The organism is Streptomyces sp. RLA131, from assembly GCF_056270125.1.
Genome location: NZ_JBWDOQ010000002.1, coordinates 142,587 through 161,848 on the forward strand (window position 1 = coordinate 142,587; position 19,262 = coordinate 161,848).

At 66.8% G+C, this 19,262-nt stretch carries 14 protein-coding genes and 4 pseudogenes; 9 read left to right on the forward strand and 9 right to left on the reverse strand.

Annotation, left to right across the window (positions count from 1 at the left end; genetic code table 11):
• Positions 1 to 427: 427 nt before the first annotated feature.
• Positions 428 to 835, reverse strand: a pseudogene (locus RWE79_RS01420) (GtrA family protein); the annotation flags it as partial.
• Between the two features lie 220 nt (positions 836 to 1,055).
• Here RWE79_RS01420 and RWE79_RS01425 point away from each other — a divergent pair.
• Both RWE79_RS01425 and RWE79_RS01430 read left to right on the forward strand, forming a co-directional pair.
• Complete coding sequence (locus RWE79_RS01425; RefSeq protein WP_475938154.1) at positions 1,056 to 1,637, forward strand: TetR/AcrR family transcriptional regulator; 582 nt, start codon at positions 1,056 to 1,058, stop codon at positions 1,635 to 1,637.
• A 364-nt stretch (positions 1,638 to 2,001) separates the two neighbouring features.
• Complete coding sequence (locus tag RWE79_RS01430; protein ID WP_475938155.1) at positions 2,002 to 2,565, forward strand: cysteine hydrolase family protein; 564 nt, start codon at positions 2,002 to 2,004, stop codon at positions 2,563 to 2,565.
• A gap of 277 nt (positions 2,566 to 2,842) precedes the next feature.
• On the opposite strand, the gene RWE79_RS01435 is transcribed toward RWE79_RS01430, so the two are convergent.
• The 3 genes and pseudogenes from RWE79_RS01435 to RWE79_RS01445 form a co-directional block, all read right to left on the reverse strand.
• Positions 2,843 to 3,547, reverse strand: a complete 705-nt coding sequence (locus tag RWE79_RS01435; RefSeq protein ID WP_475938156.1) for a TetR/AcrR family transcriptional regulator — start codon at positions 3,545 to 3,547, stop codon at positions 2,843 to 2,845.
• Between the two features lie 404 nt (positions 3,548 to 3,951).
• Positions 3,952 to 4,230 (reverse strand): annotated as a pseudogene (locus tag RWE79_RS01440) (helix-turn-helix domain-containing protein); the annotation flags it as partial.
• Between the two features lie 273 nt (positions 4,231 to 4,503).
• Positions 4,504 to 5,364, reverse strand: a complete 861-nt coding sequence (locus RWE79_RS01445) for a hypothetical protein (protein ID WP_475938157.1) — start codon at positions 5,362 to 5,364, stop codon at positions 4,504 to 4,506.
• A gap of 547 nt (positions 5,365 to 5,911) precedes the next feature.
• Between RWE79_RS01445 and RWE79_RS01450 the strand changes: the two genes are divergently transcribed.
• Together RWE79_RS01450 and RWE79_RS01455 are read left to right on the forward strand one after the other, a co-directional pair.
• Positions 5,912 to 6,975 (forward strand): IS630 family transposase gene (locus RWE79_RS01450; RefSeq protein ID WP_475938158.1). Its coding sequence is split into 2 segments (ribosomal slippage): positions 5,912 to 6,359 and positions 6,359 to 6,975, totalling 1,065 coding nucleotides; the frame shifts between segments, so codons are not numbered across the junction.
• Positions 6,976 to 7,100: 125 nt separating this feature from the next.
• Complete coding sequence (locus RWE79_RS01455; protein ID WP_475938094.1) at positions 7,101 to 7,535, forward strand: hypothetical protein; 435 nt, start codon at positions 7,101 to 7,103, stop codon at positions 7,533 to 7,535.
• 213 nt (positions 7,536 to 7,748) lie between these two features.
• Here the strand turns inward: RWE79_RS01455 and ltrA are convergent, their stop codons facing one another.
• Positions 7,749 to 8,993 carry a group II intron reverse transcriptase/maturase gene (gene ltrA, locus RWE79_RS01460; RefSeq protein ID WP_475938159.1) on the reverse strand — a complete coding sequence of 415 codons (1,245 nt, stop codon included), beginning with the start codon at positions 8,991 to 8,993 and terminating at the stop codon, positions 7,749 to 7,751.
• A gap of 1,853 nt (positions 8,994 to 10,846) precedes the next feature.
• Between ltrA and RWE79_RS01465 the strand changes: the two genes are divergently transcribed.
• Complete coding sequence (locus tag RWE79_RS01465; RefSeq protein ID WP_475938160.1) at positions 10,847 to 11,716, forward strand: IS5 family transposase; 870 nt, start codon at positions 10,847 to 10,849, stop codon at positions 11,714 to 11,716.
• A 22-nt stretch (positions 11,717 to 11,738) separates the two neighbouring features.
• On the opposite strand, the gene RWE79_RS01470 is transcribed toward RWE79_RS01465, so the two are convergent.
• On the reverse strand, positions 11,739 to 12,269 hold the full coding sequence (locus RWE79_RS01470) for a GNAT family N-acetyltransferase (RefSeq protein ID WP_475938161.1): 531 nt from the start codon (positions 12,267 to 12,269) through the stop codon (positions 11,739 to 11,741).
• 417 nt (positions 12,270 to 12,686) lie between these two features.
• On the opposite strand from RWE79_RS01470, the pseudogene RWE79_RS01475 reads away from it, so the two are divergent.
• Positions 12,687 to 13,325, forward strand: a pseudogene (locus tag RWE79_RS01475) (transposase); the annotation flags it as partial.
• Here RWE79_RS01475 and RWE79_RS01480 read toward each other — a convergent pair.
• The 3 genes and pseudogenes from RWE79_RS01480 to RWE79_RS01490 all read right to left on the reverse strand — a co-directional run.
• Positions 13,308 to 13,517 carry a DUF1272 domain-containing protein gene (locus tag RWE79_RS01480; RefSeq protein ID WP_475938162.1) on the reverse strand — a complete coding sequence of 70 codons (210 nt, stop codon included), beginning with the start codon at positions 13,515 to 13,517 and terminating at the stop codon, positions 13,308 to 13,310. The pseudogene RWE79_RS01475 and the gene RWE79_RS01480 sit on opposite strands and share 18 nt — an antisense overlap.
• A gap of 556 nt (positions 13,518 to 14,073) precedes the next feature.
• Positions 14,074 to 15,308 (reverse strand): IS3 family transposase gene (locus RWE79_RS01485; RefSeq protein WP_475938163.1). Its coding sequence is split into 2 segments (ribosomal slippage): positions 14,074 to 14,985 and positions 14,988 to 15,308, totalling 1,233 coding nucleotides; the frame shifts between segments, so codons are not numbered across the junction.
• 72 nt (positions 15,309 to 15,380) lie between these two features.
• Positions 15,381 to 15,997, reverse strand: a pseudogene (locus tag RWE79_RS01490) (transposase family protein); the annotation flags it as partial.
• A 30-nt stretch (positions 15,998 to 16,027) separates the two neighbouring features.
• On the opposite strand from RWE79_RS01490, the gene RWE79_RS01495 reads away from it, so the two are divergent.
• The 3 genes from RWE79_RS01495 to RWE79_RS01505 all read left to right on the forward strand — a co-directional run bounded on the left by RWE79_RS01495 (position 16,028) and on the right by RWE79_RS01505 (position 19,101).
• Positions 16,028 to 16,528: an N-acetyltransferase family protein gene (locus RWE79_RS01495; protein ID WP_475938164.1), complete on the forward strand. Its 501-nt coding sequence runs from the start codon at positions 16,028 to 16,030 to the stop codon at positions 16,526 to 16,528.
• A 289-nt stretch (positions 16,529 to 16,817) separates the two neighbouring features.
• Entirely contained in the window at positions 16,818 to 17,696 is an 879-nt protein-coding gene (locus tag RWE79_RS01500) for a class I SAM-dependent methyltransferase (RefSeq protein WP_475938165.1), read from the forward strand.
• A gap of 484 nt (positions 17,697 to 18,180) precedes the next feature.
• Complete coding sequence (locus tag RWE79_RS01505; RefSeq protein WP_475938166.1) at positions 18,181 to 19,101, forward strand: NADP-dependent oxidoreductase; 921 nt, start codon at positions 18,181 to 18,183, stop codon at positions 19,099 to 19,101.
• Positions 19,102 to 19,262 lie beyond the last annotated feature (161 nt).

A 19,262-nucleotide genomic window follows, 5' to 3' on the forward strand; every position in this document is an offset into this window, starting at 1 on the left:
CTGCTCTCACGGAACCGGGAGACATCCCCGTCCTGCCCATCCGCCCTTCGGTCTTCGACGTGCAGGCGGGCGAGGAGGAGCTGCGCCGCGTCACCGCGCGTTCGGCGGACACGCTGGAGGAGCGTCTTAAGAGCTTTTTGGCGCGAGGCGAGGCTTCAGCCCCGCGGCGGCAGGGGCACGGCGAGGGCGGACAGGGCCGTGAAGCGGTCGGGGCGTGGACGCAGACCAACTTGACCGTCCAGAGCGAGAGCTTGCCCGGACGGTCGCAACCGTTGCCGCCGTCCTCGCCCCGTACATGATGGCTCGCTCGCTCGCCGACTGCGTGGCCTTCGGCCACGCAGGAGTCGCGATGGACCAGGACGCGGTCTCGTTCGCTTCCTGCAACCCCCACCGGGCTGCTCTCCTGCACCATGGTCGGACTGCCGTCGAAGACGAACCGGCGCAGCACCAGGAAACGTCCGATTCCGGCGAGCCCGGAAGCGCTGAGGTAGACGGCCTGCTCGCTCAGCGTCCCGGCCGACGGCTGCACCATGTGCAGGATGAACATCGCCGCGCAAGTCACCGCGTAGGAAGCCGAGGCCGACCCTGCGGACTGCCAGTGCTGGCGCCATCCGGCATGCCGCCCGGCCTCGAAGGTGAAGCGCGCGTGGAGTTCCGTGCAGAGGATGGTGGAAGCCGCGGTGACCAGCGCGTTCGCCAAGGCCCAGGGCATCAGCGCGGCCAGCAGTGCCACGGCCGGGCCGGCAGCGAGACCGACACCGCCGCCGCACAGGACGAACCGGGTGAAGGAGGCGAGCAGGCCGGGAACAGCCACGGTCTGGCGCACCTCGTCCATGCCGGCCTCTGTCCGGCCTGTGTGCTGCGCCTCGTACGCCGCACCGGGCTTCGGGGGTAGCAGCAACTTCATGGCGATGTTCCTTCCGGACCGAGGGCTGTGCACCTCGGTCTCCGGGACGGGTGCGAAGCAGGTGGCCTACAAGCGTTGGCCATCACTTGTTGACAGGATGCCCATCCCCGGCTGGAAAGTCAACGCAGGTTGGCCTACGTTTGTTGGCATGCTGCAGGAAACCGAAAACACCACCGCCCCCCGGCGCTCCGACCGCACCCGGGCCGCCATCCTGGAAGCCGCCCGACGACGCTTCGCCGCCCACGGCTACGAGCGCACCACGATCCGCGCCATCGCCGCCGACGCCGGCATCGACCCCTCGATGGTCATGCGCTACTACGGAAACAAGGCCCAGCTCTTCGACGCCGCCCTCGACGTCGACCTACACCTCCCCGACCTCACCGGCGTCCCCGCAGACGACCTTGCCCGGGTCTGGGTGCGCCACTTCCTCGACCGCTGGGAGCACGACGGTGACGACGACGCCCTGCTCCTACTGCTGCGCTCCGCCGTCACCAACGACCACGCCGCGCAACGCATACACGGGATCTTCGCCGCCCAGGTCGCCCCCGCCCTCACCGCAGCGCTCGGCCCTGAACAGGCTGCCGCCCGGGCCGGCCTGGTCTCGACCCAGCTCCTCGGCCTCGCCCTCACCCGCTACCTGCTGCGCCTCCCGGCGGTCGCCCACCTCACCCCCGAGGAGATCGTCTCCACTCTTGCCCCCGCCATCCGGGCCACCCTCGGACAACGCTGAGCACGCCATGCCGGCCCGCGATTCTCACTCAACCGTCGCGAACAGGACGGCGTCCCAGCCGCCGCTCGGCGACGTTTTGCCGCGGTACTGACGGCCTCGTGCGGGATACCGCGTCCGTCGCAGATCAGGGCCTGTCTGCTGCCCGTCTTCCGGCGGCTGGCTTCGTAACTGACGGGCGCCACCGCTTGCCACCGAGTTCCGACAGCACCTGGTGATCACAGGGCAAGAAAAGTGTCGATGAGAACCGACACCGGTCATGGGCGCACTGCGGCACGACGCTGATGAGGATCTCCCGAACCTGCACCGCGGCTGGGCTGATCCACCAGACTTGCTCTTGTTTCCCGACGGAGAGGGGACGACGAGCATGGCGAACAGCGCGCTTCTGGTGATGGACGTCCAACGGGACGTCGTGGCCATCGCCGACGACGGTTCCGGATATCTGCCGCGCTTGCGCAGCGCGATCGACGGTGCCCGGGCTGCCCGCATCCCCGTGATCTACGTGGTGATCGGGTTACGGCCGGGCGATCCCGGAGTCAGCCCTCGCAACAGGGTGATGACAAACGCCGTGCGGGCCGGCCTGTTCACCGAGGGCGCCCCTGGCACCGAGATCCATGACGACGTCGCGCCCCAGCAGGGCGACGTGGTGGTCACCAAGAGGCGGGGGAGCGCGTTCTCGGGCAGCGACCTCGACTTGGTACTCAGGGCTCGCGATATCGACAGCCTTGTTCTCACCGGCATCGCCACCAGCGCTGTAGTGCTGTCCACCCTGTGGCACGCCATCGACCTGGACTTCGGCCTCACCGTCCTGGCGGATGCCTGCCTCGACACCGACCCCGAGGTGCACACAATGCTCACCGAAAAACTGTTCCCGCAGTGGGCAGATGTCCTCGCCGTCGAGGACTGGCTCAAAGCCATCGCACCGCAATAGCGGGAGGCCGTCCGGACCCTCGAGTACGGGGCAGGACAGCATCACCTTCCGCCGGCCGGGTGAGGTCAGCCGGCGGCGTTCTACGCCGCTGCCCGGGCATCGCGGCGGATCGCCGCGTACAGATCGACCTTGCCGTTCGTTGGCACAGGGCCGCTCCACAGCCGCTCCACAGCCGCCCCACCGCTGCCGCAAGCTCTTCGAGGAAAGCGGCGGGCACGGCCTCCTTCACCGCCCGGAACACGAACTCCGCCTGCGTCCTCGCGCTTGATCCGTACGTTCACCTTCGTCTGCGGCCAGCCGGCGCTCCGACCACGGCCGCCAGCGAGGGCACCGGGAGTTCACCCCCAGCCGGGTGTCGGTCGGCGGCTGCACGGACACGGGTTCGGCTGCGGCACGTGTCGTGGGGTTCTTCGCGCGGGATGCGACGGGCAGCCGTGTACTGACCGGGCCCGTCCGGGTCGGGCAAGCGCCGCATCCCGCTCAGCGCTCCTTCCGAAGCCGCAGCCCGTCCATGCCGCCGTCGACGGTCAGGGAGGTACAGGTCGTGAATGCGGCGAGAGAGGCCAGACAGACGACAGGCACGCAGGCTTCCGCCCCTCTGGGCCTGCGTGACCAGCAGTGTCAGTGAGCCACCGGTTTCTGGATCATCCCATGTCGCCAGGATTGCCCGAATGGTCTGCTGAGGCATCTGCTGGGGATCGCCCTTGAGTGCGCGGTCCATCACCTGGCCGGGGCTGATCCCGAGCGCCATCACCCCGCCGAACAGCCCTTGCTTGGAACCGAAGTGATAGCTGATCAGGGCCGGGTCCACGTCGGCCGCCGCTGCCACGGCTCGCATCGTCGTCGCGCTGTAGCCGTGCCGCAGGAACGACGTCTGCGCCGCCGACAGGATCCGGTCCTTGGCGTCGGAGCCTCCTCGCGGGCGGCTCGGCAGCGCGATCGGCTGGAAGACCGGTTCGCTGGACGGCAACACCTGGTTCATCGCCTTCGCCGTCGTGTCCGTGATGCTTTTCGGGGGATGCCTCCTGGGCCGTCGTCGCTCCGGAGCCAATCCGGCCGCCCGGTGGGCCGCTTTGTTCGCAGCTGTTGACGGGCTCGCCTTCCCCGCGCTGAGCCCGACCGCGGACTGGTCGTATCCGGCGATCAGCGGGACCGCTGCCGTAGGGACCGGCGCTCAACTCCTCACGATGACCGTCCCGGACCAGCGCCTGCTGCGGCCCAACGCGACGAAGCACTCCGAGACGCCACGTCCGTGTAGCTGAAGGCACAGCACACCGCCGATCCGTAGGCGGACAGCCGACCCTCCGACAGCGGCTTCTCCCATGGCAGGCGAGGGAGGCCGCTGTCGGAGCCGCTCCTTCGCGGCGGCAGTCGGTGGCCTCCCGCAGGCCGCCGGGCCGGTGTAGTCACCAGCAGGACCGGGGCGCGGGTGGCCAGCAGATCGACGACCGCGGTGGTGTAGGCGTGCGCGGTGCCGACCCAGATGCCGAACCCAGCGGCGCTCGGCGTGAGGGGCTCGTGCTTGCACAGGTACACCAGAGCGACCAGGGCACGCTGGTGCGGTGGGAGCTTGCACCTCCGGTCACCCTCGCGGCTGACGATGAACATCGTGACCCACTCGACGAGCGTGTGAGGCAGGTCGAGTGCGGCAGGATGTGGAACCAATAAGGCGTCTGCACCGATGGGTTGAGACTTCGAACGCCTCCCCCAACGGCGCACGGGAGCCTTGTGCGTTGTCGCCACGGCTCCTGTCACCCGATCGGTGGCCACACTGAAAGAGCTCAGTGAGCATTGCCTGAGGCGGGCGGAGCGGTGGCGTCCACAGACGGTACGCCAGGGTGTCCGTGTCTCCCCCCGCCAGGATGTCGAGATCAGTGACTGGCAGCGGCACCGCATCACTCGGCCAAAGGTGACGGGGAGTGTCCCCGCCTGCACGCGTCAGCGGGTGATGTCGACGAAGACCATGGGGCGGTTGGCGACCGTGTTGAACGCGGCTTCGTTGCGGCCCCACCAGTAGCCGGTCGGTTTGCCAGTCGTCGTGTCGGCCTGAATGAAGATCGTTCCCCGGCCGGCGCCGCTCCATTCCTTCGTGGTGAGTCCCGGAGAGCCTTCGACCCGGCTGTCCTTGAACGCCCAGTGGGGCGACGTCTTGGAGGACAATGCGACGCCGTGCGGGGCGGAGGTGCTGTCGGCGACCCTGACCGCGTACTCCTGGGTAGCACTGTTGCCGTCGCGCTCGAACGGTGTCACGGACTGCACGGTCATCATGTGCCCGGTCGCTCCTCCCTCCGAGCCGTCCAGGTACTTCACCGCGATGACGGATCCTGCGTGCAGGTCGCTGACCCGCTGCGCGGAGGGGCGGCTGATGTGGTCGCTCATATCCTCGAGCGCACCGCCGGCGGAGGTGTCGGTGAAGGCGTCGTAGTACTGCTCCGCGGAGGGACTGCGGAAGCCTACGCCGGAGGTGAACCACGCGTCGGTGGCCCAGGTGTAGGCGTGCTTCAGCGAGGCGGTGAGGAACTGGGCGCACTTGGCCTCGACCTGATAGGAACTGGGGTTCCCGGGCGTGCCCCAGACGACCGAGGCTGCGGTGGCGTCGGGGTGGCCGAGAGCACCGGGGTAGAAGTTCTCCGGGTCCTGTCCTGGCCAGCCGAGCGTCGCGAGTTCGTCGATGATCTCGTTCTGAGCGGCCACCAGGGGCGCGCCGTCCTCGATTCCGGCTGCCTGTGCCGTGGTCGGCATGAATGCCAGAACGACGGCTGTCGACGCTGCGCACAAGGGGGCTATGAGCTTCTTCATCGTGCTGTCCTTCTTCTTTCTGTGGTGCTGCTCTGTCGCCGGGGCGGAGCCGGCTATCGCCTGCAGGGGGTGGTCGAGCGGCACAGCCGGGGTGTTGCGGGCGGAAATCAGGAAGCGCGGGACGCCGGGCGGAGGGATGCGGTTGCCCTGCCGCCTCGGTGGTCCGCAAGCCTCGTGGGGTGGCAGGGGTCCCGGCCCCGCGCATGGGTCGCCGTTTTGAGTTGACAGCTCTCACGAACCTGGGATTGCCCACGCCTCGGTGCTGCTCTGCTTCTCGGCGGGCAAGACAGGGTGAGTCAACCGTGAGTTCGGCCGGCGGACATGAGTAATCTCTGCCTATCCGGAGGACCGCGGGCACACCAAGCTCCCGCGGTTCCTTTCCTATGTCCCAGCCGGAGGTCACGGGAAGGCGCTTATCAGGCTCGCACTCTGGATTTCCGCTGGTCCTGCTGTGGTCGGGAAGGTTCACCGAGGTTACTGAACTTGATCGGGTGATGTCGGGCTGTTCGCCGGACAGCGTGCAGGTGGGCTCGGTAGCCCTGGTGAGGTGAGATATCCGCAGGGTGGTGGCTTGACCGACGCCGAGAGGGCCGCGCGGGAGCGGGTCCGGGTCCAGGCCGTGGCGTGCTTCGAGGGCAGGGAGAAGAATCGGGAGATTGCTGCCGCGTTGCGGGTCTCGGAGCGGTCGGTGGAACGCTGGCGGCGCCAGTGGCGCGAGGAGGGCCTGGCCGGTGTGGCGTCGAAGGGATCGCCGGGGCGGCCTCGCCTGTCGGAGACGCAGATGGCCAGGCTGGAGCGGGAGTTGGAGCGTGGCCCGCTGGCCCATGGGTGGACCGATCAGCGGTGGACGCTGGCCCGGGTGAAGACGATGATCGGCCGGCTGTTCCACGTCTCGTACACCGTGGAGGGCACGTGGCGGCTGCTGAGGAGGCACGGCTGGTCCTGGCAGCAGCCTGCTCGGCGCGCGATCGAGCGCGATGGCGACGCGGTGGAGCTGTGGAAGCGGGAGGTCTGGCCGCGGGTAAGAGCACCGCGGCGGCGAACAGCGCCTGGGTGGTCTTCGAGGACGAAGCCGGCCAGTCGATGACGCCGCCGCGTGCCAGGACCTGGGGCCGCCAAGGCAGTACCCCAGTTGTCCGCGTGCGTGGACGTGGCTCGGGCCGGGTGTCGATGGCGGGCATGACCTGCTACAAGCCCGGTGAGCGGTCCCGGCTGATCTACGCGATCCGTGAGTACCGGGGCCGCAAGGACGAACCGAAGGGCTTCGGCTGGAAGGACTACCGCGACCTGATTCTCCGCGCCCGCACGCAGTTGGGCGGCCCGATCGTCCTCGTGTGGGACAACCTGCGCATGCATCTGGTCGCGCCGTTGCGGGAGTTCTTCGAGGCCAATGCCGACTGGCTCACCGTCTTCCAGCTGCCGACGTATGCCCCGGACCTGAACCCGCAGGAGGGCATCTGGTCGCTGGTCAAACGCGACATCGGCAACCTTGCCGCTGCGGACCTCAGTCAGATCACCCGCGCCGTGAAACGCAAGCTCAAGATGCTTCAGTACCGGCCGGAGGTCATCGACGGCTGCCTGGCCGGCACGGGCCTGACCCTCAGCAAGTGATCGGCTTCGCGGATGTGGTCCCGTCGGCTTACTGGGTGCTGCCGCTGCCCAGGCGGGTCTTCTCCCTCGCCCGTCGCCTCGGAATTCGATTGCCACCGGCCCATGGAGTGCGCTGATACTTCGGCATGAGCAGAATTGCGCAGGTCATCGTGCTGGCGCCGTACGCGGACGATGTGATGGAGCCACTGACACGGCCGGATGACTCGCGCAGCTGGCGGGGCCACTTCGAGCGGCTGGACATGTTTGTTGACGGGTGGATGATCGAGTTCAACCGCGTGCGTCCGCGGTCAGGTCTGCTGCGGCACTTGGAATCCCTGGCGTGGCCGTATCCGGCGAGCGTGCAGGTGCTGATCCATGACGAGGAAGATGACTGCTTCGGGCTGTGGATGATGCGCGACGGTGTGCTGGTCGAATTGCCGGTCCCGGGCCATAGGCGCCTGCACGGCCCAGCGCCGACAACCGATGAATTTCCGCCCGACCCGGGCCTGCTGTTGCGGACCGAAGCGACCGTGCCCACCGGCTTCTCGACGGACCGTCAGGACAAGCGCCCCGCCTGGTAAGCCGAGTCAGCTACTGCAAGTTGATTGATGTCGGCCGACACCCGAGGTCAGGCCGACATCACGAGTTCAAGTTCAACAGCCAGCGTTTTTTGCGACAAGGATCCTTCCGCACGGCCGGAGGGAGAGTGGTCGGGTCGCCCGGGGGATCTCACCCCCGGGCTCCCACAGAACGGAGCGTGACAGTCTCCCGTCACTCCGCTCTTGTCACTCTGATCACCAGAAACACGGTGTCCAAGCCCAGTGGGCGAAGAGCCTGGGGTGCCGGCTGGTGATGCGTTGCCAGCACTTGTGGGCTGCTTTGAACGACCGAAATCGCTTGTACTTCTTGCGGATCCAGCGCATCAGGTAGGCGCTGATGCGCCGTAGGAGGGGCAGCAGTTCGGAGCGGTAGAACGCTCCGTAGTACTGCATCCACCCGCGGACGATCGGGTTGATTTTGCGGGCCAGTTCGGCGAAGGTGAGGCCGATCCGCAGGTGGATCCGCCAGGAACGGACCTCCCCACTGATCTTCTTCAGGGCCTCCTTGCTGATCGCGGGCAGGAAGTTGGTGAAGTTCTTCCCTCTCCTGTTCCGCGCCCTGCGGGCCTGGAACGTGAACCCGAGGAAGGTGAACGACGTGTGCTCGTAGGCACCGCGCCGGTTCCCGTCCTTGCAGTACACGATCTTGGTTTTGTCGGGGTGCAACCGCAGCCCGACCTCTTCCATCCTGTTCCCGAGCGCCGTCAGGACCTGTTGGGCCTGGCGCTCGCTGACGCAGTGCACGACCGCGTCGTCGGCATACCGTTCGAACTGGACATCCCGGAAGGCCCGGGCCAGCCACAGGTCGAACGCGTAGTGCATGAACAGGTTCGCCAGCACGGGCGAAACGGCAGACCCCTGCGGGGTCCCCCGGTCCCGCTTCTGCAAGGTGCCGTCGGGCAGTCGAAGCGGCGCCTGGAGCCACCGCTTGACATACAAAATCACCCAGACGGCATCGGTGTGAGCCTCCACGGCCTTGACGATGAGGTCCCACCGGACGCTGTCGAAGAACTTCTGAATGTCGAGATCGATCACCCAGTCTTTCCTCCAGCACCGTTCCCGGCAGCGTTCCACCGCATCCAGAGCCGACCGACGTGGCCGGTATCCATAGGAATCCTCGTGGAACGCAGGCTCCACCCGGACTCCGAGGTGCCTGGCCACCACGGTCTGAGCAACGCGATCGGCGACAGTGGGAATACCTAGCATTCTCGTGCCGCCACCATGCTGCTTCGGGATCTCCACCGCTCGCACCGGAGGGGGAAAGTAAGCCCCTGACGACATCCGATTCCAGATCTTGTACAGGTTGCCCCGAAGATCTGATTCAAAGTCAGCAATGGACTGCCCATCCACTCCCGGCGCGCCCTGATTCCTCTTTACCTCCTGGAACGCCTCCCAGACTTCCCACTTCGAAATATCAAACGACTTCTCCGACGACTTCAACTGGTCCCTCGACTCCTCCCGGAGAACCTCCGGTTGGTCAAACTCCCACAGTCACGAGTGACCCGGCCCCTTCGCTCCACCCCCATTACAGGGGCTTCAGCACTACTACGGGCCGGTCCGCCGACATGCCCCGCGACGGTACTCGGATCCTCACGGTGGTCACCGCTTGGAGTGCTCCCTCTCGCGCCCGCACCGGGCTGCAGTGTCGAGGCATGTCTTCCCACGTTCCGTACAAGAGCAGCAGATCAGGCTCACGTCACCTCCATGCCGGACACCGCCTGGCCAATAAACGGGAACCCGCCAGACTCCTCCCGGAGCAAAAGCCATCGCCCCGGTTTTGATGCCACTTGAGTTGGATAACGACACGTCATCAGTGATTCGCTCGCGCTCGTCTTCCTAATCCCCACCTGACACTTCAAAGAGTGCCTTTTCCACATCGCTCACCACGGTCGCGTCACCGCTTCCGCAGCATGTGGCGGTTTGGAGCCTCCCCCCGCAGGGCGGCTCCGAAGGGCCAAATCCTTCATCTCCTGCACAGCATCAATCGCAGCGGCTCTCCTACATCGAGCCCCTCCTCTTGTTCGTGGCACACGGCTGTTTCCAACCTGTGGGCGGGGGTGAGCGTGCGGTGTCGGCTATGGCCGAAGGACGGAGCGAGGGTCCCGGTGGCTTCACGTACTTGTCCACCCTTCCCCAAGCACTCGACTCCGTTCGAGCAGGGGAGACCCATCCTGTCGACGTGTCTTGCTTTGGCTTACGTCTGCCGGGCCGTGGCGAGCCGGGTCGTGGTGATGTGGTCGGCGGCGGCGGTGAGCCGCGCCATGAGCGCGTTTTCTCCGCATCCGCATGGTGGGCTCTTGACCGCCTGAAGTCTCGTGACCTCATACGCAGGTTCGCCCACGGGCTTGGCGGCGGCCGGGTCTGAGTACGCAGTACTCAAGCGCCGTCGTACAGGAGACACACAGGATGAGCCCATTGAGGAAGGGATCCAATCCGCCTCTGTCGTACCTGCCCGCATCCAGGAACGGTGTACATGAAACGAATGACAAGGGCTATTGCCCTCGCGTCGGTAGCAACTGCAGTGGTGGCTGTGCCCTCGATGGCGCAGGCCGGCACTTCGGGCACCCCGGCGAACGGGCACCGAAGCACCGCGGCGGCGAGCTGGCGCCTCGACCTGGACATGGACCCCGGCGGCGGAGGCGGCAGACACCTGTCCGCAGCGAACCTCGGCCGGAACATGGACCCCGGCGGCGGAGGGGGGTGAGCGAGCGCCGTTGCCCTGGTGGAACGGGTACCGAAGAACGCGCCGCGTCCCGGGCTGCAGACCGGCGGAGATGGCGAGTTGACGCCATTGGAAACGCTCGGGGCGGGGCACTGCGGTCAGGGCAGCGCCCACGGGATGGCGCCGGTGGAAGAGCATGCGCCGGGGGCGCCAACGCGAAAGGCTCCGGCGGTTCGTGCATGCCGGTCACAGCCGTCGACGGCAGCTGCCCGCCTTCGCCGCACGGCGAGGCGCTGTGTACGGCTTCGTGCGGGGTGGGGGCGGCTGCCGGACGGGCGGCCACCGGCTTTCCGGATCTCGTTCTACCGGTCCGCGGCAGGGCAGCCGGCGCTCGGCTCCGTATCTGGGAGCAGCGCTCTGCCGGGCCTCCGGGGCCGGTGGTGAGCACGTCGGAAGGAATGCGCGACGTGGAATCGGCGCCGCCTTCGCCTTGCCATGCGGTCGGTTGGCGCAGCGCCGGCTCAGGGGTAGCTGACGTCCGTGGCCGGGACGTTCGTTCGCCTGTCCTGTCCTGCGGCTGTCCCTAGGCCGTGTATCGAAAGTGGATCTTGCGCGAGGAATGATTCGGTTCATGGGGCGGGGAGATCTCACAGACGAGCAGTGGGCGGCGCTGGAGCCGGTGTTGCCGAAGGGTACGAAGGCGGGGCGGCCACCCGTCTGGCCTCGGCGCCAGTTGATCGACGGTATACGGTTCCGGGTCCGGACCGGGGTTCCGTGGCGGGACGTGCCCGATGAGTACGGGCCGTGGGGCCGGGTCTACGACCTGTTCCGCCGATGGCAGCGGCAGGGCACATGGCACAGGGGCCTCATCCGGCTCCAGTCGCCGGCCGACGCGAAGGGTGCGATCAGGTGGGACCTGAGCGTTGACTCGACGGTATGCCGCGCCCATCAGCATGCGGCTGGGGCTCGGAAGCAGGGTGATCTGCAGAAGGAAGCACCGGGTGGCCGGTTCATCGAGCCCGGTGATCACGGGCTGGGACGCTCGCGTGGCGGGTTCACGACCAAGCTGCACCTGGCCGTCGAGCAGGGCCAAAAGCCCATGTCGATCGTGGTCACGGCAGGGCAGCGCGGGGACTCGCCGCAGTTCGAACCCGTGCTGGAGAAAGTCCGCGTGCCCCGCATCGGGCCTGGTCGGCCGCGCGTCCGCCCCCCTCGCGCTGACAAGGCGTACGCCTCCCGCAAGAACCGCGCCTACCTGCGCCGCCGCGGGATCCGTTGCACCATCCCGGACAAGGCTGACCAAGCGCGCAACCGCCAGAAGCTCGGCTCCCGTGGCGGCCGGCCGCCACATTTCGATCCGGCCGACTACCGCGAGCGCCACGCGGTGGAGTGCGGCATCAATCCCCTCAAACGCAACCGTGCTGTGGCCACCAGATATGACAAGCTCTCGGTCCGCTACGAGGCCACCGTGCTGGTGGCGGCCATCAACGAGTGGCTGTAACCAGCACCACCACACCGCTTGCCTACAGTGTGATCCAGTAGCGGCGCTTGATGCCCTCGTCGGTGGTGCGGACGTCCTCCAGAACGCCGCCATTGCGCTCGATGGTGCGCGCCGATGCGACATTGTCGTCGTCGCATGTGATGAGGACGCGGCCCAGACCGAGCGCACGGGCTTCGGGGAGAACAGCCCCGAGAGCCCACGTGGCCAGGCCGCGCCTTCGGGCGGAGGGCCGGATGCTATATCCGATGTGCCCGCCGCTATGGAACAGAAAGGCGTTCAGACGGTGCCGCAGATCGATGGCTCCCAGATAGCTGTCGCCCTCGACGATCCACCAGTGGGTGGCGTGGACCCACCCATCTCTCAGGGCAACTGACCTGTCCGACTGCTGCTGCAGTTGCTCTACCCACGCCGAGAAGACGGCGGGGTCGTCGAGGTCAGCCTCGGGCATGAGGCCCAAGCCAGTACCGGCTTGGTGAGCGCCTGGAGACCACTCGTCACGCGCCGCGAGCCATGAGGACTGAAGTCGACCGGTGGGTGGGATCAGTTCAGGCATGCGGGCGACGATAACATTCGCACACCTCATGTGATCAGGCATTTTATGCTGGACCATGGCCCGCAACCGCATCACACCCGATGGCGCAGAGTTGCCCGGCGGAGCTCCACCGCCGCAAGATGCGCCGTCAGTCACTCGTCCAGCTTCAACGCGGTCCGCATCTCGCCTCGGGGACGCTGCGTCGCTTTGCCCAGTCAGTCGTAGGGCGTCCCACGCGACGGCCGGGACCTCCGAGGCCGACTCCGGGACCCGGGTCTTCGCCTCAAAGACTAGAGCGGTGATCTTGATACCGGACCGGCTGATCACGTGGCTGGCGCATGAGGTGTGCCCGGCCGAGTCAGCTGACCGTCCTGGCGTCGCTCTCGCCCTCGCCACGGGCTGACGTGAGGGAGGACGGGATCGGTGTGAAGCTGGGCAAGGAAGGCCGGACTCATCCGGCACGCCAGCCGCGCGCGGGCCATGGACACCGCACGGTGGACCGACGACGTGTGGGTGGTGGACTCCACGCCGGTCGAGTGCGGCCGCTCCCGGGAAACCGTCAAACGCTCCGACCTGGCCGGCTGGGCCCAGTACGGCCACTGCTCCAGCCACTCGCGCTACTTCCGGGGGCTTCGACTGCACCTGGTGTGCACTCTGGGCGGCCTGCCGATTGTCTTCGCGCTGACCGGGGCGAAGGCCGACAAGCGCGAGATCCTGTTCGACATCGCGACCAAGCCGGCACACCTCGACGACCGTCCCGGACAGACGCTGATCGGCGACAAGAACTACTTCGGCCGCGAGTTCGAGACGCAACTGGCCGAGCTGAGCATCCAGCTGCTGCGTCCCGCCGCAAGGGAGGCCGAGCGGCCCGGATCGCAGCTGTTCAAACCGCTACGGCAGGTCGTCGAGTCGATCAACGAGGCCTTCAAGGGACAGCTCGACCTCAAGCGCCACCGAGGCCTCACTCCCGGTGGCGTGATCGTCCGCGTGCTCCAGCGGATCCTCGCTCTGACCGCCGCCATCTGGCACAACCACCACACCGGCCAGCCCGTCAAGCGGTCACTGACCGCCTACGACCTCGGCAGCGGAGGCCGGCGCACGGCGAGGGCGCGGGACGAGTTCACCGCCGCAGTTGGGGCACGTGTCCTGCATGGCGTCGCTGCAGGACACACAGAATGTGCACTCGTACGAGCAGATGCGGGCCGATGAGTCCTGCGCCGGCAGCGCACCCTCACATCGTTCGCAGCGGTCGCGCATCTCCAGGGCCATGACTCTCCTGACAGGTTCGGGCATCCATTGCCCGGGCGTTGGCACTGGACAAGGTTGAATGTCCATTTTCGCCACAGCGGGCTCGACCTAAAAGCATCAGCAGTGACAGCTTTGCGCAAGATCCGGCCACCCGGCCACCTCCTGAGCTGGCCAGGCGCGGCGTGTCAGCGGCGCGGGCTTGCGACATTCTCGCCATGCCGCACGAGGCGGCATGCCACGGTCGCAGGAGCTGTGACCTCGCTACCGCCCAGGATCCCCGCACGGTGCAACAGGCTCAGTCGGGCGCAGTTGCCGACCACCCAGCGGCCTTCCTCGTGGCAGCGACCTTCCGCGTCGTCGCTGCCGTACAGGCACATTCATCCGGGCGGCGGATCGCTGAACATCCTGGTGACATAGGCGAGATAGATGACGCCTGGACGGGTCATTCCAAATGATCAGTGGTCATAGGCGATGAGCGAGCGCGCGATCGGCCTTCGCGTTCTTTTCGCGCTTGAACGAGGGCCGCATCAGCTCGATACCGGGCCTTCCCCCGTGAAGGTGGACACGCGGTTATTGATCACGCGGCGAGCGTGAGTTTAGCGGTGTGGTGTCGGCGTTCATATTCGTTGGGGCTGAGGTGGCCGTTGGCAGAGTGTCGACGGTAGGTGTTGTAGCGGGTCAGCCAGGCAAATACCGTCCTTCTGCAGGTGTCGGCGTCGCCGTAGTCGCGGGCGTCTTGGAGGGTCTCGCGCTTCAGGGACGCGTGGAAACTCTCGCAGGCCGCGTTGCCCGCGCTGGTGCCGACCGCACCCATCGACCGGGTCACCCCGAATTGGCCGCAGAGATCGGCGAAGGCCCGGGATCCGTATTGGGCCCCGTGGTCGGTGTGGAACACGGCGCCGCCCAGGCGGCTACGGGTCGAGGCTGCCATCAGCAGTGCGTCGGCGACCAGGGCGGTGCGCATGTGGTCGGCGATGGACCAGCCGACGACCTTGCGGCTGAAGCAGTCCAGCACGGTCGCGAGATAGAGGAACTTCCCGCCTGCGAGCGGGAGATACGTGATGTCGCCCATGTATTTCAGGCCGGGTTCGGTGGCGGTGAAGTCCCGCTGGAACAGGTCCGGGACCGGTGAGGCTGCCGGGTCCGGGACGGTGGTGCGCATGCGTCTGCGCAGGCGGATGCCGGTGATGGAGAACGTCCGCATGATCCGGGCGACCCGCTTCTCGTTGACCCGCCGCCCTTTCTCGCGGAGCTCGGCCGTCACTCGCGGGGAGCCGTAGGCGCCGCCGGACTCGCCGTGGACCTCGCGGATCTCCTCGGCCAGGATCCGGTCCTCCCGCTGCCGGGTGGCCCGGGCCTCGGCGCCGGCGAGCCACTTGTAGTAGCTGGACCTGTTCACGTCCAGGACTTGGCAGAGCCGCTTCACCTCGTAGGTGTCCCGGTGGTCGTCAACGAACTGGAAGCGGCTCCTCACCAGTTCGTCTCTCCGGCGAAATATTTGGCCGCCTTGCGGAGTATGTCCCGCTCGGTGGCGAGCTTGCGCTCACTCGCCTCGAGCTCGGCCACCCGGGCCTCCAACTGCCGCACTCGCTCGTCCGGATCAGTGGACGGTAGCGTCTCCCGGCGTGCGGCCGGCCTCGCAGCCGCGGCGGTGACGCCACGGCGTTCGCGGTCCCGCAGCACCCACTCACGCAGGGTTGCCCGGTTAACGCCCAGGTCAGCGGCGATGCTCTTGTAGGTCGCCCCGGGCGTGGACTCGTACAGGGCCACGGCATCGGCCTTGAACTCGTCTGAATAGTCCTTCATCGCCATCGGCGGTCTTCTCGCTTCCTCCGGATCAAGCAGATCCAGTATCAGCGTGTCCACCACTCAGGGGGAGGCCCCACCACGCAGGGCGAGGTCGGTCTCGAACTCCTTGGAGGCGAAGCCCTTGTCGGAGATGATCAGCAGTCCGGGCCGGTCGGCGACCAGTCCGGCATCGCATCGATGCATGACCTGCGGGACCTCGCGTTCGTCCGTTTTCGGGGTGGCCAAAGCCCACAGGATCGGCATCCCGGGCGGAGTGCACACCAGATACAGGCGCGGGCCCCAGAAGAACCGGGAGTGCGAGGCTCAGTAGCCGTATCCCGCCCAGCCTGCCAGGTCGGAGCGTTTCACCGTCGGCCGGGAGCGGCCGCACTCCACCGGGGTGGAATCCACGATCCGGTGGTCGTCGAACCAGTAGTCCGTGTCGGCCCCGAGCATGCGTATCGCCTTCTTGACCAGCGGCAACGCGGCCCGCAACCGCTTGTTCCAGTCCGGCTGCTTGGGCAGGTGGGCTGGAACATCGACGTCAGGTTCTTGCCCGCGTACCTGAGCCACCGTGCCACGGATGTGAACTCCAGCATCGCCTGGGCCACCGCCAGGCAGACCAGCTCGGAATCCGTCAGCCGCGGCGGCCTGCCCAGCCATCGCTGTTCTTCACAACCTGATCTCGGATGCCCTCTTCTCGCGGTCAGCAACGGCCGGAAGTGCTGGCTACTCTGGCCCGCATGTCCACCGTCTCTCTTTCGCCGCTCCGTTTCTCTCCGCAGGAGATCACTGAAGTGGTCGACCTCTACGCGAGCAACCCGGAGTACTGCCGCGCCGCTGGCGAGTACGACCCCGAGAATGTCCGGGCCGATCAGGTCGAAGCCGACCTGCGCGAGGAAGCCGGCACCGAAGGCTGCGAGGTACTACTCGCCCGCGATGGGTCGGGACAGCTCGTCGGGCTCCTTTGCCTACTCGACCGCCACCCCACAGACGGCCGGCCCTGGATCGGGCTGCTGATGGTGCACGGCAACCTCCACCGCAAGGGCCTCGGCCGCCGGCTCACCGCCCTCGTCGAGGAACGTTTCCGCCACGAAGGCCGGGACGGAATTCGGCTGGCCGTCCTTGAGAACACCCCGGCCTCCCTCGTCTTTTGGAGTTCCCTGGGCTGGCAGGAGATCGACCGCCGCACCGACAACCAGCACGGCCGCCCCTGCGTCGTCATGCACAAGCGACTCACCTGAGTCCAGCCAGGTGGCGTTGACTCCAGGAAGGCCAGATCCGCGAACCGACGGCCTGCACGCAGAAAGTGCGAAGTGCCTTCCGTTGACGACGACAGAACCCCTCGCCAAGGTTCATCGTCCCAGTTCAGGAAGGCGCTTTCGCGTTTCCCGTCGATAACCGGCCCCGCCCAAGCGAAACGGCCATGTTAATTCGAGTAGTCGGTACTCATGCTGGTCTCCCAAGCCGACCGGCATGGTGTTGCCACCAACCAGGTCGAAGACGAGTTCGACCGTCAACCGGAGGCATGGGATGGCTGCAAACGACAACCTCACCACTGAGGCGACCGGCGCGCAGAGCGTCGATCCTGCCGACGGGCTCGCCGCCAATCAGGCCCTGTGGGACACCTTGGCCAAGATCCACGGAACGAGTCCCAACGACCTGTCCTACAACGTGGAGGACTTCCTCGCAGGTCGGCAGACACTGCATGGCATCGAGCGGGAGCTCGCCGGCGACGTGGCGGGAAAGGATCTTCTTCACCTGCACTGCCACTTTGGCATGGACACCATGAGCTGGGCCCGTCTTGGCGCCCGGGTCACGGGGGTGGACTTCTCCCCCGTGGCCATCGCCCGGGCCCAAGCCCTGGCTGAGCGTGCCGGACTGGCCGCAGAGTTCATCGAGGCGGATGCCCAGCATTTGCCCGACAGTCTGGCGCGCAGATTCGATCTCGTCGTTGCCACCTACGGGATTCTGTCCTGGATCGGAGACCTCGACGCGTGGATGCGCGGCGCCGCAGGGACGCTTCGCCCCGGGGGCCGGCTCGTGCTCGTCGACCTCCACCCCGCCTTCCAGACCGTGCTCAGCATTGAGCCCTTCGTAGCAGACTGGCCCTACGGTGGAGGCGAGCCCCAGCGTTCCGTCATGAGCGGCTCCTATGCCGATCCGAACGCCGAGATGGTGCCGCAGGAGACGGTCCAGTACCCCTACTCACTCGGCGAGATCGTGACCGCTGCCGCCTCGGCAGGGCTGCTCGTCGAGCGAGTCGGCGAGCACACAGAGACCGAGTCCGACGGCCGCCACATCCTGCCTCAAGGCCCCGACGGCATGTACCGGTTCCCCTTCGGTGACACCCATCTGCCGATCATGTACTCCCTGCGCGCCACAGCCCCCCGAACGGGCGACGGCTCATGATCCCCCTGCGCCTGCAGGGCGGAAGTAACGAGATACCAACTTGGGCGAAGGCCCGCTCGACCGGGCTGCGGAGCCGGGCGGGCGCGCGGTCGACCGACTTCCGGTGCACGGTCAACTCGGGCGCGGGGATCATGGCTTGCCAGCTTCTCGGTCCTCGGACGCTTTGTGCTGGCGATACCCGCGGTCGCATCCCTGCCGATCGGGACTCTGGTCAGCCGATCCACTCCGGCCATCCGCGCTGTAGCGTCGGCCGGGTGATCCTGAGGCAGCCGCTCGGCACGGCCGCGCCTGCAAGACCGAGGCGACGAACACGGACGCCAGCCATGTGAAAAAGCCCGTGATCGCGACAAGGCGCACTTCAATGCTCCCAGCGCAAGCACGCAGGCAGTGTCAAAACTCAGCTTTCACCTACAAAGCCAGGGTGCCTGTCGTTGAGTATGCTTTACTCATGCCAGCCATGCTTCAATCTGGCATTAATCAATAAATGCGCAAGGTAATCCAGAGCAGGTTGGGTAGTCCAGAAGTCCTTGAAACCGTCGAGGCTGAAATTCCGGTACCTGGGCCAACAGAAGTTCTCGTTGAGGTCAAGGCGGCGGGGGTCAATCCTGTCGATTGGAAGGTGCGGGGTGGTGGAGGCCTGGGAGATCCGCCTTTCTCCGTCGGCTGGGATGTCTCAGGAGTGGTGACGGAGGTCGGCCCCGGGGTGACCCGGTTCAAGCCCGGGGACGAGGTCTTCGGCATGCCTCGGTTCCCCTTGGAAGCGGCAGCCTATGCGGACTATGTGACCGCTCCGTCCCGACATCTGGCCCTCAAGCCGTCCGGGATGAGCCATGTGCAGGCGGCTGGCCTGTCTCTTGCCGGTCTCACCGGCTGGCAGGCCCTGGTGACCACCGCCGGACTCGACGCCGGCCAGCGGGTGCTCATTCCGGCCGCAGCCGGAGGGGTGGGACACCTTGCCGTTCAGATCGCCAAGAGTCGCGGTGCCTACGTCATCGGAACAGCGAGCGCTGCAAAGCACGACTTCGTCAGGGGACTTGGAGCGGACGAGGTCATCGACTACCAGAGCGTTGAGGTGGGTTCGCAGGTCAGTGATGTGGATATTCTCCTCGCCACGGTCGCCGGCCAGATCCGGGAGCTGGCCAGCACACTGGTGGCTGGCGGACGAGTCGTGGCACTGAACGGCATCGACGTGGAAGCAGTCCACTGGGCTGCGCAGAGCGGCCTTCGGGCAGAATTCATGCTGGTGGAACCTGACCGTTCCGATCTGGAGATTCTGGCCGACCTGGCCGAGAACGACCAACTGACCGTCCACGTCGGCACAGTTTTTCCGCTCGGCGAAGCAGCTGATGCACACCGGCTCGGTGAGCAGGGACGGACGATCGGGAAGATCATTCTGGTTCCGTAACGAAAGGCGGCAGGCAGGCCAGACACCCGAAACGCTGACGGATCCAGGACTGATGCCTTCTCGGCCGACGAGATGAGCGGTTCGCCCGAGGGCGGCCGCAGTTGGCCGGTTCGCCCGACTGGAAGTAACGACGCGACCTCTGATGATCAAAGGGTGCCCTT